Below are 15,238 nucleotides of genomic sequence, written 5' to 3'. Positions count from 1 at the left end.
CAGCAGCCCCTTTCAAGTGGTCCCGGTGCATAAGGAATCCCCAGGGCGCATAACTGCAAGTTTTGAGTTAACGCACGACCGGCACCCAGAGGTATATGGCGCCGGTCAAAAGAGCAGGCTTTGGGGGATTTCAGGTTACCCTGAACTTGACCCGCATAATCCCGTTCCACTCGTAGCCGCGCTCGTTCCACCAGATGTTGCCGTTCATGGGCTGGGTGCGGCCTACCGCGTCGGTGGCGCGGGCCATCACCTCGTATTCGCCGGGGGCCAGTAGCTGGGGCGAGACCCACTGATACCAGCCAAACTTGCCGTGGTCGCGTTCGATGATGGCCTTGCGCCAGGAGGTGCCACCATTCACCGAGACCTCTACGGTTTCGAGGGGGGCCAGGCCGTCGTTCCAGGCTACCCCACGGATCTCTACCAGGCGGCCTTTGACGCTGGCTCCGGCCAGCGGCGACAGGATGAAGGAGTTGATGTTGGCCATCCAGTTCGGGCGGGAGTTCTCCAGGGTGTAGTTGTAGCGGCTGCCGGGCTGGGTGGGCAGGATGGGCAGGTTCACCCCAGGCAGCACCGGAACCCGGTAGCGGGGAACCTGTTCGTTGCCGGGGCTCTCGGTAGCGGTGAACTCGAGCTTGGCAATCCACTTGACGTTGGCCGTACCAAAGGTACCCGCTGCCACCAGCCGCACCGGCCCACCGTGCACCGCCGGCAGCGGTTCACCGTTCATACCCAAAGCCAGCATGGCACTGCTGTAGTCCATCACGCTGATGGGGAAGCTCTTTTCGTAGGGTGCAGCCCCGCCCTGGGTGGAGGCGTTCATGGTGATGAAGCGGGCTTTTGGATCGAGTTTTACGCCTTTGGCCTCGAGCAGGGTCTTGAGCAGCACCCCGCGCCAGGTGACATGCCCCACCCCGCCGTAGGTCCAGGGGTTGCCTGAAGGACGGGGGTTGAAGAAGCTACGGCCATTGCCGGAGCACTGCAACACGCTGGTGACTTCGGTCTGGGGCAGTTTGGAAAGCTCATCTACCGTGATCTTGAACGGCTTGTCGATCAGGCCGGTGATCTCTACTTCCCAGCCGGGTTGGATGTTGGGCTCGGTGGTGTTGAGGCCGGGCAGGTCGATGTTGTTGCGGATGAAGAGGTTGGCCTTGCTGGTGATGCGCTCGGAGCCCAATAGTTCCAGGGTAGACTCCAGCACCACCGGACGGGACGATAGCACAATCAGCCTGGGGTTCTTGCCGCGTACCACCTGGTCGGCGGTGGGCTGTTGCTGGGCCATACCCAGCCCCATCATGCCCACGGCAGCACCGGCTGCGGCGCTTTTCTTCAAGAAGGCGCGGCGGTTCATTTCAGCCTGAAGTAGTGCTTTTTCTTTTTCGCTCATCCGAGTCTCCTCCCCAAAACAAGACCCTCTGGGCCAGCTAACGAGATGTTTGGGCCTATGTGTTTTGTGACAGCGTCATGTTACAACGGATTACAAACATACTCAACTAGGGTATACAACACTATGTTTTCTCCACCCTAAAGCGCTCCACCGCCCTCACCCCGCGCCGCCCAAAGCGCCGGGCCAGTTCGAGCTCGCTCATCACCAGCACCGTGGGCCGCCCGTGGGGGCAGACCCAGGGCAGCGCGCATTCGGCCAGGGTATCCAGCAGGGCCTGGGCCGAGGCGCCCGTCAGCGGATGCCCGGCCTTGATGGCGGGCAAACAGGCCAGCCGGGCCAGCACATTGCGCCAGGCTTCGCCAAAATTGGGCGCTCCCAGGCTGCCCTTTACCACCTCGGGGATGAGCGCAGGGTGTCCCGTCAAAAAAGCCGGAATGGTGCGAATGCGGTATTTGCCGGGGCCAAAGGGCTCCAGGCACAGCCCGGCCTGCTCGAGCTCCTGCGCCCGCTCGGCAAAGTTTAGCTCCTCCCCCAGCGAGAGCGAGACCAGCTCGGGGTGGGGGAGCTCGAGGGGGGGCTCCTCGCGGTAGCGACGTGACAGCTCCTCGTAGAGGATGCGCTCGTGGGCGGCGTGCTGGTCTACCACATAAAGCTCGTCCCCCGCCTCGGCCAACAGGTATAGCCCCCGAAAGCTGCCCAGGTAGCGCAAGCGGGGAAAGCTAGCCCGCTGTACCGGTGCGGGGCCGGTCAGGGGGGTGGGTTCGGGCAGGGCACGGGCCAGGGGATGGGCCGAAAGCAGACCCTGCACTGCCTGTGTGACAAATTCCAGAATGGGTTCGGGGCGAATTAGCTTAACCCTCGACTTGTCGGGCGAGGTGTTGATCAGCAGGTGTTCAGCAGGGATGGACAGATTCAGCACCCCCAGCGGAAACTGGCCCGCGGGCAAAAGCTCCTTGTAGGCGGCCAGCACCGCCTGTAGCAAGGGCTCGGGCCACTCCACCGGGCGGTCGTTCAGCGCAAGCAACAACCTGTCCCGCCGAGGGCGCGATAGCTCCGGGCGCGAGAGCAGACCCGAAAGCCTAAGAGAGCCATCGCTTTCGCTCAGTGGCAACAGCCGATTGGCGACCACCGAGCCCCAGAGCAGCTTGGCTGCCTCGCCAAATCCACCACCCGCGTGGGCAATTTTCTCTTCACCATCCACCACCAGCCGCAGGGCAATTTCCGGGCGGTGCAGCAGGTAGCGCGAGACCAGGTGCACCACCTTGCGGGCCTCGGCGGCGGGGGCCTCGAGCGCGTTCCGGCGGGCCGGTAGGTGGCCGAAGAGGGCGGTAACCTCGACCCGGGTTCCGGCAGGGGCGGGGTGTTCGTGTAGTTCTACCTGGTCTTGCAAGGCCGTTAAGGTGGCTCCACCGAGCTGCTGGGGGGGCCTCGAGGTCAGCCGTACCTGGGCGGCCTGCCGGATGGCCCACAGCCCCTCCCCACGAAAGCCCAGGGTGCGGATGTTGTGCAGGTCGGTGAGCTTGCTGGTGGTGTGGTGTTCCAGGGCCAGGGCCAGCTCTTCTTTGGGGATACCCGTTCCGTTATCGCTCACCACGATCCTGTCCAGGCCCCCGCCCCACAGCTCGATCACAAGGCGGGTTGCGCTTGCGTCCAGGGCGTTTTCCAGCAGTTCGCGCACCACGTCGGCCGGGCCAGAGACCACCTCACCCGCAGCAATTTCGCGGACGAGCTCAGGGGGAAGTTTGCGAATCATACCTGTGAAACACGATCCGCTTCGACCAGGGGAGCAAGGCCTTTGAGCTGGTCCTGCAGTTTGCGCAAGAACAAAAGGGCCTCGAGCGGACTGGTACGGGCCAGGTCGAGCTGGAGCAGTTCTTCCAGCAGATCTCTGGACAGCCCCTTCTGGCCTGCCTCCAGCCCAGCCAGTACGGTTCTGGCCCGCTGCAAAACCTCCCGGGGTAGCCCGGCCAGCCGGGCCACTTCCAGCCCGTAGCTTTTGCTGGCGGGCCCCGGCAACACCTGGTGGTAAAACACCAGCCCCCCGGCCTCCTCCCTGGCCGCCACGTGGGCATTGCGGGCAGCAGCCATCCGCTCGGGAAGGGCGGTGAGTTCGAAGTAGTGGGTGGCAAAGAGGGTGTAGGCCCCCACCTGGTCGTGCAGGTATTCGCAGGCCGCCCAGGCCAGCGCCAGGCCGTCGTAGGTGCTGGTGCCGCGCCCAATCTCGTCCAGCAGCACCAGGCTTTTGCGCGTGGCGCCTTGCAGGATGCTGGCGAGCTCCTCCATCTCCACCATAAAGGTACTGCGGCCCCCGGCGATGTCGTCCGAGGCGCCAATGCGGGTGTAGATGCGGTCGAAGAGGGGCAGGGTGGCCGACTCGGCGGGCACGAAGGAGCCAATCTGGGCCAGCAGGGCAATCAGGGCGGTCTGCCTCAGGTAGGTCGACTTGCCGGCCATGTTGGGCCCGGTCAGAACCAGTAGCCGGGCCGAGGGGCTCATGGCAAGGTCGTTGGGGATAAATGAATTGCTGCGCTCTACCACCGGATGGCGCCCGGCCACAATGTGTAGATGGCCCTCGTGTGAGAAGCGGGGGCGGCTGTAGCCATACTCCACCGCAGCCTCGGCCAGCGCGGCGTACACGTCCAGTTCGGCCAGAACCTGGGCCGCCTGGCGCACCTCGTCGGCGGCCTGGGCCACCTGCTGGCGCAGCTCCAGGAACACCGCGTACTCACGCTTGATGGCCTCGGTTTCGGCTTGCAAGATTTTGCGCTCCTGCTCCTTGAGCTCTGGGGTACTGAAGCGCATGCGGTCTTTGAGGGTCTGCAGGGGCCGCCAGTCTTTGGGCACCAGGCTGTAGTGGGGGCGGGTGACCTCGAGGTAGTACCCAAACACCGCGTTGTAGCCCACCTTCAGGTTGGGTATGCCGGTCTTGTCGCGCGCTTCGCTTTCCAGGCGGGCTATCCAGGTTCGCCCTTCCTCGGCCCGCTGGCGCAGCTCGTCCAGCTCGGGGTCGAAACCCTCTCGGATCAGGCCGCCATCGGTAATCTTGAGCGGCGGGTCTTCCACCAGGGCAGCGGCGATGTGTTCGGTGATCGCAACCGGGTAGGGCAGGCGCTCGGATAGGACCATAAGCGGCCCCGCCCCAGCCAGCAACTCGGCCAGCTCGGGCAACAGCGATAAGCTACGTTGCAAGGCCGAAAGGTCGCGGGGGCTGGCCCGTCCGGCCAACAGGCGGGCCGCCAGGCGCTCGAGGTCGTGCATGCGGTAGAGCACCTTGCGTATTTCGCTTCGCAGCACCCCATCGCGCACCAGCGCCTCCACGGCATCCAGCCGGGCTTGCAGGGGGGCTTCCTCTACCAGCGGATGCCGCAGCCAGGCCCTGAGCAAGCGCCGCCCGGGTGCGGTGCGGGTCAGGCCCAGTACCCCCAGCAGGGTGCGTTCCCCGCTTTGGTCGCCCACCGAACTGGGCTCGTAAATCTCCAGGGTGCGCAGCGTGGCCTCGCTGAGCTGCATGAAGGCGCTGGGGTCGTAGCGCACAAAGCTACGCACCTGGGGGAGCCCGTTCTCCTGCACCCGCAGGGCGTAGGCCAGCACCGCACCTGCTGAACGCAGCAGCGCGGGGTGCTCCAGCCCGGCGGGTAGCGGGTCGAATTGTGCCTGCAGGGCGGCTTTTCCTGTTTCACCCTGGAAGCCCTCTTCCGACAGCATCACCGGAAAGCGCCGCTGGAAATCCTGCAGGAAAGCGGGGTTGTGGTAGAGCTCCGGAGCCAGCAGCACCTCGGCGGGCCGAAAGCGAAAGAGCTCGTCGTAAAGGGCGCTCTTGCTGTAGAGCACGCTGCCGCGAAACTCGCCGGTGGAGATGTCCAGCAAGGCCAGACCGTAGCCGTCGCCGGTGCTTATAGCGGCCAGGTAGTTGGCCTCCGGCTTCAGCAGGTTCTCGCGCATGACCGTGCCGGGGGTGAGCAGTTGGGTCACCTCGCGGCGCACCAGCTTATCGGCCTCCTCGGCTAGCTCCATCTGGTCGGCCACGGCCACCCGGAAGCCCTGTTTTAGCAGTTTTTCCAGGTGCACATCCACCGAGCGCACCGGAATGCCCGCCATAGGGGTGGTGAAGTCTTTGGCGGTTTTATGGGTCAGGGTCAGATTCAGGGCCCTCGAGAGCCTCTCGGCATCCTCACCAAAAGCCTCGTAAAAGTCGCCCACCTGAAACAGCAACAGATAATCGGGATAGGCGTCCCGCAGTTCGACGTACTGCTCGAGCAGAGGTGGTAGGGGCCCAGACCCCTGGCCCTTGAGGGTCATGATGGGTATGGTAACCGAAAAAGGGCCCGGCTGTCTTGGGGCTTTTGGGCTTGTAAGTATATACCATTGTGTATATACTCAAATTATGGCGCGTGCAGTGGCAAAAGTTTTCAAAAGCGGCAACAGCCAGGCGGTGCGGTTGCCCAAGTCGTTTCGCCTGAGCGAGGGCGAGGTATACATCGAGCAGCTGGGGGCGGCGCTGCTGCTAATCCCGAAGGAAGCCTCTGCAGCACAGGTCTGGGAAGCCTGGTATCAGGGCTTGGGCGAGCTCGAGCCCGGCTTCAAAATCAGGCGCAATCAACCCAAAAAGGTGGATAAGCGTTCGTGGTGACGCATATTTTAGACACCAACATCTGCATCTACATCATTAATCGACGCCCTCCTGGTGTACTCGAAAAACTGATTGAGCTTCCCCTGGGGGTGGTTGGGGTTTCAAGCATTACAGTAGGGGAGCTGGCCTATGGCATCAGTAAAGGGCGCTCGAGCAAGAACCGGGTGGTTTTAGAGATTTTTTTGCGTCCCCTGGTCGTGCTCCCGTTTGATGCGAGGGCAGCCTGGAAGTACGGCGAAGTGCGGCGGAAACTCGAACTGCAAGGGACGCCCATTGGTCCACTCGACACCCTTATTGCGGCCCATGCCTTGAGCCTTGGTGCGGTTCTGGTGACCAACAACCTGAAGGAGTTTGCCCGGGTAGAGGGTCTCCTGCTGGAAAACTGGGCTTCCTGACTACCGCGCAACTTCCCAGGCCAGGTGCTCCAGCTCCGGCTTGATCAGCTTCTCCCAGGCTACCTGGACGGCGTTGGGGGAGCCGGGTGTGGAGATCACCACCTTCTTGCGATAGGTGCCCGCGGTGGCCCGCGAGAGCATGGCCGCGGCCCCCACCTCGCTGTAGGAGAGCATGCGAAACAGTTCGCCGAACCCCGGCATGGGCTTCTCGATCTTGCGGGCCAGCACGTCGTAGGTGGTGTCGCGCGGGGCAATGCCGGTGCCGCCGTTGAACAGGATAATCTGCGCTCCAGCGCCCACCATCTCCTCGAGGGCCTGGGCCACCTGGTCGGGCTCGTCCTTGATGATGCGGTAGCCCACAATTTTGTGCCCCAGCGCCTCAATTTCGGGCCTCAGGTAGTGGTAGTTGGTATCGGTCTCGAGGGTGCGGGTGTCGGAAACCGTTACGATGGCGATGTTGACCGGGCCCCTGGCTTTGGCAATCTCCTTGTGTTTGTCGGTACTCTCGGACATGCCTGAATTCTACGCCGATGGGGCGCGGTAAAAAGTGGGGGCAGATGGAGCCCACGCCGTTTGGTGTATATGAAAGGGGCGGTTCCAGCTACAAAAAAAAGTGTTTTTCCCTGGCGGCTGATGTGTTTCACACTGACAGTTTCTCAAGTTTTCTAGGAACATTTGCTGCTCCAAGTGCAACTCCCGCAGGGGGCCGCTGCATTGACTACCAGGGCTGGCCCATCACTCCTATCCCTGGAGGATGCTATAAGGGCTCCTTCTGCCGGGGCACCCGCCCCAGCCCCGGGCTCTGCTGGGACCTCCCTGTAAGTGCGGTGAAGGGGTGGCTGGGAGCCTCTTCCACTGATGCCCTGGTGGCCAACATCACCCCTGGCAGACCAAGAGGATGTGTGGCTGCTCCCAGCCCGAACTTATCTATAACGAAGCGGCGCGTATGCGCCTGGCCGCAAGGGCGCGCTGTCCCCTTCAGACCGCAGGCCGGAGAGCGCCGGTTCCGGCCGCTCTGGCCAGCTCTTTGGCGAAGGCGACCACTTCCTCGGTCACCCTGGCGTTACCTGGACCCTCTAGCTCCGCCACCTTCCAGGCCCCGCTGACCCGCTCCAGGCACAGGGTGGCCACCCGCTGGCCCGCCCCGTCGCGGAGGCTGAAGAACCGCTCCTCACCCAGCAGGACAGACCCCCAGTTCACCTCCCCAAGGCAGTGCCGCATGGCCTTGCCCTCCTCCTCCAGGGCCTCGGGGGAGAGGAGTTCCTCCGCTATCAGTTGGCCGTTGGAAAAGGGGCTGGGGAAGAGCGGCCTGGGCCTGTCAAAGACCCGCCGGGCCAGGGCCGCCAGCCCGAGGTTCTTCCCGAGAGAGGAGAAGCGCCCGGGCTCCCGCACCGCCATCTTAAGGAGGGCCAGCACCAACTCGGCCCTCTCCCACGAGTGCTTCCAGGCCCGCAGGACCGCGACCACCGCTGCCTCCTGAGGCGGGGAGAGCTGGGGGTGCTCGTTCAGGAAGTCCAGGAGCAGCTCCCGGTTCCCCGACCGCCAGACCCAGGGTATCCCCCTTTTGGGCTCCTGGAGGATGCCGGCTGCCAGGAGGAGCCGTGAGAGGCGCGCATCCCCATCGGCGAGCGGCGGGTAGGCCTGGAGCCAGCGGGCCGTCTTTTTCTCCCACTTCTGGGCTTGCAGTATGGCGAAGCCACGGTGCAAAAACTCCCGGTACGCCTCCCAGCCCAGGGGGCTGAAACCCAGGAAGAGGAGGAGAGCCCCGGGGTAGCGGCGCCACTCCTTCTTGAAGCGTTCCCGGTCCAGGGCCATGAGCCGATGGGCGTGGAGGAAGCTGGCCAGGCCCCCTACGTGCTGGAACACCTCCCATGGCTGGAAGAGCTCGCGGAAGACCTGGGATGCCTCCTCGTTGCCCAGCCAGGCTGCTATCGCCTGATCCAGCACCTTCTCCACCCGCTCCCAGTCGAAGACCAGCAGCCAGGCCCAGGCCCCCCGGTCCTGGGGGGTGTGGGTCAGGCTCAGGTAGCCCGCGTAGTGCTGCAGCAGCTCGCGCGACAGGTGCCGGCGGCGCCGCCCTTCAGGCCACCAATCGTCCAGGGGGAAGAGGCGATCCAGGGTTTCCAGGGTACTTTCCAGGTCTATAAAGTGCCAACGGATGTAGCTGATGTGGATATTCTTCTGCCAGAAGCCCCAGGCGTCCTGGTAGCGAAGGGACACCGCCTCCTCGAAGAGGTAGAGGCCCTCGGGGGCTAGACGGACGACCCCGGAGAGGCGCTCCGGGGTGAGGGCCCGGGCCAGGGCTTCCAGTTCCGCCTCCAGGGCCTGGGACGATGGGGGCTGGGCATCCAGGGCCAGGGGGGTCAGGTTTTTCCCCAGGTAATGATTGAAATACTGCCGCTCCACTTCCAGACTTAGCGCCCTGTTCCAAGCCTCTAAAAACGACACCTTCTTTTCCATAACAAAACTCCTGTTCCCCATCCACGGGGCATCTACAAAGCGTCCTAAGTGTGGGTACGAAGGGTTCAAAAGTCGCAAAACATATTTTGCTACATGTCTTGCCACATGTCAATAGACATATTACTGTACTTACCTGAGGATATCTACGATTGAACCCGATCGAGTTATCCAAGAGGCTCAAATGAAGCTCAGGATCAGGGTTCAGCGGAATGGGGAAAGGAGGTTTCAACTCTGCTACAGACGTTGGAGGCCATATACGGCAGTTTCTGTCACTCCCTTCACCTGCGCCAGGGCGCAAAGGAGGTTAGCCATGGGTTCAAGAAGAACGTTTGAAGAGGTGAATATGAGCAACTACGAGCCCCCAAACGAGGACTTCCTAGCGGTTTTACGGGCCCTCTACTTGCAGCCTCTTGACCTTTCCCTTCCTCCCTTTCCTAGAATCCTTCCCCCGGATGAGCCTTCGCTTCAGGCGGAACTCGAGGCCTTCGAGGGCTGGGCACGGGGCTATCTGTCCGAGCGTGCCATCTGGGGGGCGGGCGAAGCAGGACTTCACTTCTTTTGGGGGGAGCTTCGCCTGCCCTATGAAGACCCTCAAACCTACCTGCGCGGAGCCCACTTCCTCGAGGTCCTTCCCAGGCCCACCCTTGGAGGCGCCCTGTTCAGGTGTTTGGTTCGCAAAATGGCCTCGAGCGAAGTCCCGGATGCCCCTACCGAGGATCTTCACCACCCCCTGGGGCAGAAGGTAAAAGGGTTCCTTGGTCACTTCGCCTACTGCTGTGGCCTGGATCGCAGGCTCGAGGAGCTCTTTATCTATCACAAGGCCTTCCTTCTGCTCCGCTACCGCGCCCAGCATGGCGAGGCCTGGTCCTGGCTCCTCTACACTGGCGAAAAGCGGGCCCAGATCCTCCGAGTCCTAAACGGGCTCCTCCTGAAGCACCTGGCCCAGCCGGAGGTGAAGGGGGCCACAGGGGCGCTGGTGGAGTGCCTCTCGCACAGAGGGTCGCCCTTCGGGAGCTGGGCCACGGCCAGGGCCCTGTTGCGGCACCGGTTGAGGGCCCTGGACCCCGAGCGGTGGCAGGAGGAAGAGGCCAAGTATCCGGGCTTCCTCGAGTGGGCTCCCCTCGAGGCCTTCCACTCCTGGGAAGCCTACCGCTGGACCATTCGGCGGGTTTATGGTCGGCTCGAGGCCCAGGGGCTCAAGAAGAGAGATATCCAGTTGGCCCTGGGGGAGGCAGAGGTTTTGGAGAGGCTCCTAGAAGACCGTGAGGGCAGGGAGGCCCGCGCCCTGGTTTGGGCCAGGCGGGCGGGAGTCCCCGCCGGAAGGGAGAAGACTCTGGGCTACTTGCTGGATTGCCTCGGGAACCTGGGGAATGCCCGCCTTTCCCCGGAACAGAAGAGCGCCCTGCAGGAGGTGATCCGGGCCTACTTCCGCGAGGCCGACTTCGGCAGGGCCTCGCCATTTCTTACCCCCCTCCTGAGGAAGGCCCTGGAGGAACCCACAGCCTTCCAGGGGGTGGGCAAGCTGGGCCTGGTGGCCCTGGCCCGGAAGCTCCTCTCCCTCACCCCCCTCCTCCCAGGCCCCATGGTCTGGAGCGACCTGGAGGCCCACGAGCTCCTCACCCCTGAGGCCCTGGAAGAGGAGGGACGGGCCATGAGAAACTGCCTCAGGGCCGAGAACTGGGCCCAAACGGTCGAAGGAGGCCGCCGTTTCTTCAGCGTGCGCCGGGGAGAAAAACGCGTAGCCACCTTCAGCCTCAGCCAGGGGAGGCGGGGCCTTTGGGAAGTGGAGGAGGTTCTCAGCCACGGCAACGCCCCCGCCCCAGAGGACGCGGCGGCCCTGGCCCACGCCGTGGCCGGGAGGGCCAACCAATACCAAAGGGAGGAGCTGGTGTGAAGCCGAATGTGAAGAACGTGGATTCCAGCCTGGGGCCAACGTTTCTGCCTTACCTGGGGGAACGCAGGGTCCTGGCCAGGCTTAGGGCCCTGGAAAAGGCAGATCGGCCCCTAAAGCTCTTGAAACCGGCACAAGCCATCCCGGTCTTCCTGGTAGCTCCCGCGACCATGGACAGGATCTGCCCCCCTGAACGCGGGAAGTGCGTGGACGAGAGGGCTTTGAGGGCAATCTACAGGAGAAATCTAGACGAAGAGCAAGCCTTGGGGAGGCGCCCGGACTTCCTGGGCGATGTGGCCCCCTGGGACCCGGAGGCGGCCAAAGGGCGCTTGGAGAAGGTGCGGCTCCATGACGGCGTCTTTGAGGCCATGGGCGTCTACCTGAAAGGGGTCCACCCCCGCTTGGGAACCGGGATCCCCACCATCGCGCTCTGCCCCGAGCGGATCGAGGACTGGGCCAGGGGAGTAAGAGCACCTGTGGATCTGGCTACTCACACCGTTTACTACCACGAGCTGGGCCACGCCCTCATGGACACCGGGCCCCACGACCCCTACGGCACTACCTGGGGGCGGGTGACGGAGGAGGCCCTGGCCAACTGGATAGCGGCCCAGGCCTTCCGGGACCCCGCCGAAAAGGAGTGGGTGACGAAGCTCATGGCTCACCAGCCGCTGGAGTACCGGGCCTACCGCCACCTGGAGGGCCCTCTTTTGTCCGATTGGGACTTCATCACCCCTAGGGAAGAGCTTCCCCGGGTCCGCCTGGCCATGTGGAGGGATCACAAGGCCCTGGGGAGGGATCCCGCCTACTTTGTGCAGCTGGCCGACCGCCTGCTGGAGCGCGTGGCCCATTGGAGGTAGACCGTGGAAAACTTACGGGGAAAGTTGGCCAAGGACGTGTGGGCTGAGGTGCACATAGGGAGGGCCCATCCGGGAGCCCTTGCGGCCCTGGCGGACCTTCTGCACCAGGGCTCGCCCGTGGGCCTGGGGGGGCGCCTCCTGGAGGAGGGGCCGGGCATGGCCTGGGTCTACCTCGAGCACCTGGCCCTCTTCGCCGAACCCAAGGCCCTCCTCGAGGGCACGGACTGGCAAAAGGCCTGGGGGAACCTCGAGGGCTTCTGGAGGAGCGTGTATGGGCACGCCTGGAGACACCCCCTGGGCTGGATGCGGGCCGTCCCACACTTCCCCCCCGGGCCCGGCCTCTTCTCCGCCCGCTTTCTCAGGCTCATGGCCCTGGCCTTGGGGCAGGCGGTCCGGAATCACCCCGACCCCAAGGAGGCGGCCAGGGCCCTGGACCTCCTGGGGGAGCTCCTGCGCCGGGAGGACCCCTGGGTTCGCGCTTTCGCCGCAGAGGCCCTGGCGGACACAGGCCGCTTGGCGCGGGAGGCGGAGGCCATCCTGGTAGCGGCCCTCAACGACCCCGAGTGGCGGGTCCGGCTGGCTGCGGCCCAGTCCCTAAAGGCCCTGGGCCTGGCCCGCAAGCACCGGGTAGCTCGAGCGATTCTGGCGCGGGCCAGGGAGGTTGGGCTGGACAGGCCCCTGGGGTGAGGCGGTGGGGTTTATGCCCGCTGGTCTACGGTTTCCAAAAGGCTTACCTGGACAAGTATGCCGACCACCAGGCCCCAAAGGGGCTTCCAGAGGTGGCTGGAGATATGCTACTTTTTCTCAAACCCAGCTCACCAGGGACTCTAGAGACCGAGTCGGGAAAGGAGAAGGAAAATGCCAGCCGGTATCTACGATATTTCTAAAGGTACGTACACGCTCAGAGCACGTTGCACCTTAAATAAGATTCTCAAAGACAGTAATATTATCAGCGTGGTGGGGCCCTTGGGCACACTTACTCCCACCAGTTCCGGTACTCCCGTGCCTTACGTGGACCCTCAGGGTTGGCCCATTCCGCCCAGTGTGAGTGCCCCCGCACAAAAGTGGCACCTCAGCGAAGGGGATCTCCTAAATATTGCGGCTAGCGTCACGGGCTTGTCGGGGCTCGCCCCTGCCACCCACCGCTGGGTTGCCAACATAACCCCCAAACGCAAACACAAAAGCTCTGGAATTGGAATCGCTTTTCTAGCCGAGATCAAGAAGGTCTGGGGCTATAGGTACCTGGGCTGGACGGCTACGGGTTGCTGGACGCCCATAATGGTGAAATTTAAGGTACTTTGGCTGGATTACTTGGGGACTACTGGCCTACCGAGTAGCTTTCCGGTGCCGCCTAAGCCATGGCGATCCTTCTTCGAGTTTTTCTATATAACTAACGAGGGGAAGTTGAACACAGGTCCATACAGCCAACCAGCCCTCTTTCCCGATGCGCTGGAGTACTTCGTTGGGGAAATGCGGAAATCCCTCCTGCGGCCCCCCGATAAATGCGGAGAGGGCAAAGACATCATCTGCCCTTGAGGCTCCAAGGTCCATGTGGGCAAGGGCGGTTTACTCAACCATCCGGGCATGGATACATGTGAACACTTGTGTGCTTGGCGCTTGACGGCTATGCCCTGCCTGAGGCGGTTTGGCCCCGCCAGCTCCTAATCATTCCTCAAAGCCTGTTTCTGGAGCCTGTCCCTGGCCCAGATAAGGCTCTGCATGTCCACCCCGGGGTGGTCGAAGAGGGCTGCCAGGATCCAGGGATGGAAGGCGCGGGGGAGGACAAACCAGGTGGGATAACCCCGACTGGTGGGGCCTCCTTTGTCCTCCGGGTTGTTGGGGTCGCCGTTCCAGCGGATGGCCAGGCGGTACTCGTCGTCCCACTTGAGCAGGGCTACGGCGTAGGAGTCGCCCTGTTCGTTGGTGTCCCCTGCCTTCAGCAAGACTTCCAGGGACTTTATTCGCGCGTTTGGGTGAAGAACCTTTTCTGGATCGATCATACTTGCATCCTTCTTACACGTAGGCTACTGCTTGCCGCTTTGGAAGTCCAGTATGTGAATGAAGAAATAAGCCTGGATGTGCTACAACATGTACAGACCTGAACTTCAGGGTACCAGCGCGCCCGATTTCCTGGCCTCGAGGGGCCTGAGGGTGTAGGCCGAACCTTCAAGGGTGGGGGAGAGGATGGTTCCGCCGAAGAAGAGGTTCGAGGGCATGGGGATATTCTATGGCGGGAAGGGGGGCTCGAGGTTTGCCAACCAATGGCTAACCCGCCTTTCTATACCCGAAAACTTCATCCAGCCAATCGAATAGAACTTGCTGCATGAGGTTTGGGTTGTTGATTTGGCAGTGTGCGTCTGCACCATCGGCAGCGGTAAAAATACGAAATTCTTTAGGACACTTGAGCGCGCTGTAAAACTCGCGGGCTTGAGCCATTTGCTCTTCCGATTCTCCTTCGCCCACCATACACAATACCGGACAAGCAATTGCATCGATCCTTTCCACTCTCGCCTTCCGCGCTAGTTCCAGGGCTTCAGATGCCCTGCTCACCCCGGCTTGCCAACAGAACTTCTCCATCGCGATTACGGGCAGCGGGCTTTGTAGACCCGCCAATTTCACGAGCGTGTCTCGGACGAAGGGCGGAGCTTTGTGAAGCGCTGGGGGGACTTCTGCCATTGCAAGGCGGTGAACATCGATAATCGGTGCGCTGGCTGCGCAGGCTTTGATGCGTTTCTCAAACGAAACCGCACGGGATACCATGTAGCCGCCGCCGCTTATACCAAACAACCCCAACCGTTCCGGGTCTACCTCTGGTCGGGTAAGAGCGTAATCTACAACGGCCTTGATTGGCACTTCAGAATCGGTTCGGAAGAACAGGCCATCAAAGGGTGTGCCTCCTTGGCCGGGCAGGTCCACCATCAGGACGTGATACCCTCGGCGGACTCCTGCCGGGCCCACCCAAAAGTAAAGCTCCTCCGCGCAGGTCTCGCCACCGCCTATCATGATCAGCGTCGGGGTCTTACGGGTTCCGAAATCCCCGCGCAAGAAGTAGCCAGGCAAGGATTTGCCTTCGAACGGAATCTGGATCGGCTCAATGGGCGGGCTGAATTGAACCGCTGCTTGCCGGAAGCACCGCTGCGCCTTTTGCCAGGTCTCGCGCAGTCGCGGGTCGCTCGGACGTAGAAAAATGGCGGCCATTTGGTGGTACGTGAAGGCGCGCAGGTATGTTTCGCGCGCGCTTACAGCATGGCCTTTTCCCAGTGCTTGGGTTGCCAGGTTTTCGACGCGACCGGCAACTTCTGTCCACGCTGCATACCAGCTCTCCGGGTCTCCGTCTTGGACCTGAGAGGCGGCATAGAAACACTCACCGAATGCCGAACCTCCTTCGCTTTGATGTGCGAGAATCCAAGCAAAGTAGGAATCCATGTCTTCATTCTGAAAACGGATTTTTTGCCTGCTCCGTTGCCAAAGCTTCTCTTTATTCATCTGACCCTCTCTCCTCAGGCTTGAATCAAGAAGACGACCCCTGTCAGCGAATCTTCCGCAAGCGCGGCAGAACCCTTTTACAGGGGGGGGCTAAGTACACGACAAAACCCCGAGTAGGCAAAAGCAGGCCGCTCC

Annotated in this window: 12 protein-coding genes; 5 read left to right on the top strand and 7 right to left on the bottom strand. The window is 62.6% G+C overall.

Annotated features, from left to right (window positions below; translation table 11 throughout):
- Positions 1-130: 130 nt before the first annotated feature.
- The 3 genes from ABWU19_RS11195 to mutS all read right to left on the bottom strand — a co-directional run bounded on the left by ABWU19_RS11195 (position 131) and on the right by mutS (position 5,683).
- Positions 131-1,384 (bottom strand): sulfite oxidase, encoded by a 1,254-nt coding sequence (locus tag ABWU19_RS11195; protein ID WP_435901766.1) that lies wholly within the window; start codon positions 1,382-1,384, stop codon positions 131-133.
- 121 nt (positions 1,385-1,505) lie between these two features.
- Positions 1,506-3,137: a DNA mismatch repair endonuclease MutL gene (gene mutL, locus ABWU19_RS11190; protein ID WP_435901765.1), complete on the bottom strand. Its 1,632-nt coding sequence runs from the start codon at positions 3,135-3,137 to the stop codon at positions 1,506-1,508.
- Entirely contained in the window at positions 3,134-5,683 is a 2,550-nt protein-coding gene (mutS, locus tag ABWU19_RS11185; protein WP_435901764.1) for a DNA mismatch repair protein MutS, read from the bottom strand. The genes mutL and mutS overlap by 4 nt, the downstream gene beginning before the upstream one ends.
- An 85-nt stretch (positions 5,684-5,768) precedes the next feature.
- Here mutS and ABWU19_RS11180 point away from each other — a divergent pair, with 85 nt between their 5' ends.
- Positions 5,769-6,014, top strand: coding sequence for an antitoxin (locus ABWU19_RS11180; protein WP_435901763.1), 246 nt, complete (start codon positions 5,769-5,771; stop codon positions 6,012-6,014).
- Positions 6,011-6,409: a type II toxin-antitoxin system tRNA(fMet)-specific endonuclease VapC gene (vapC, locus tag ABWU19_RS11175; RefSeq protein ID WP_435901762.1), complete on the top strand. Its 399-nt coding sequence runs from the start codon at positions 6,011-6,013 to the stop codon at positions 6,407-6,409. The genes ABWU19_RS11180 and vapC overlap by 4 nt, the downstream gene beginning before the upstream one ends.
- Here vapC and ABWU19_RS11170 read toward each other — a convergent pair whose 3' ends face one another.
- Together ABWU19_RS11170 and ABWU19_RS11165 are read right to left on the bottom strand one after the other, a co-directional pair.
- The gene (locus ABWU19_RS11170; RefSeq protein ID WP_435901761.1) at positions 6,410-6,922 is read right to left on the bottom strand and encodes a MogA/MoaB family molybdenum cofactor biosynthesis protein; all 513 of its coding nucleotides are present in this window, start codon (positions 6,920-6,922) and stop codon (positions 6,410-6,412) included.
- A gap of 465 nt (positions 6,923-7,387) precedes the next feature.
- On the bottom strand, positions 7,388-8,869 hold the full coding sequence (locus ABWU19_RS11165; RefSeq protein ID WP_435901760.1) for a hypothetical protein: 1,482 nt from the start codon (positions 8,867-8,869) through the stop codon (positions 7,388-7,390).
- 343 nt (positions 8,870-9,212) lie between these two features.
- Here ABWU19_RS11165 and ABWU19_RS11160 point away from each other — a divergent pair, with 343 nt between their 5' ends.
- The 3 genes from ABWU19_RS11160 to ABWU19_RS11150 are packed head-to-tail and all read left to right on the top strand — an operon-like array spanning position 9,213 to position 12,304.
- Positions 9,213-10,763, top strand: coding sequence for a hypothetical protein (locus tag ABWU19_RS11160; RefSeq protein ID WP_435901759.1), 1,551 nt, complete (start codon positions 9,213-9,215; stop codon positions 10,761-10,763).
- Positions 10,760-11,617 carry a hypothetical protein gene (locus ABWU19_RS11155; protein WP_435901758.1) on the top strand — a complete coding sequence of 286 codons (858 nt, stop codon included), beginning with the start codon at positions 10,760-10,762 and terminating at the stop codon, positions 11,615-11,617. Before ABWU19_RS11160 ends, ABWU19_RS11155 begins: the two co-directional genes overlap by 4 nt.
- A gap of 3 nt (positions 11,618-11,620) precedes the next feature.
- A complete protein-coding gene (locus ABWU19_RS11150; protein ID WP_435901757.1) occupies positions 11,621-12,304 on the top strand; it encodes a HEAT repeat domain-containing protein in 684 nt (227 codons plus the stop codon).
- A 974-nt stretch (positions 12,305-13,278) separates the two neighbouring features.
- On the opposite strand, the gene ABWU19_RS11145 is transcribed toward ABWU19_RS11150, so the two are convergent.
- Together ABWU19_RS11145 and ABWU19_RS11140 are read right to left on the bottom strand one after the other, a co-directional pair.
- Complete coding sequence (locus ABWU19_RS11145; RefSeq protein WP_435901756.1) at positions 13,279-13,617, bottom strand: hypothetical protein; 339 nt, start codon at positions 13,615-13,617, stop codon at positions 13,279-13,281.
- A gap of 265 nt (positions 13,618-13,882) precedes the next feature.
- A complete protein-coding gene (locus ABWU19_RS11140) occupies positions 13,883-15,103 on the bottom strand; it encodes an alpha/beta hydrolase family protein (RefSeq protein WP_435901755.1) in 1,221 nt (406 codons plus the stop codon).
- Positions 15,104-15,238: the final 135 nt, after the last annotated feature.

The organism is Meiothermus cerbereus (genome assembly GCF_051297115.1).
In the GTDB taxonomy this organism is placed as follows: domain Bacteria; phylum Deinococcota; class Deinococci; order Deinococcales; family Thermaceae; genus Meiothermus; species Meiothermus cerbereus_A.
The sequence above is the reverse complement of the archived record's forward strand: the minus strand, read 5'-3'. Positions and strand labels throughout refer to the sequence as shown.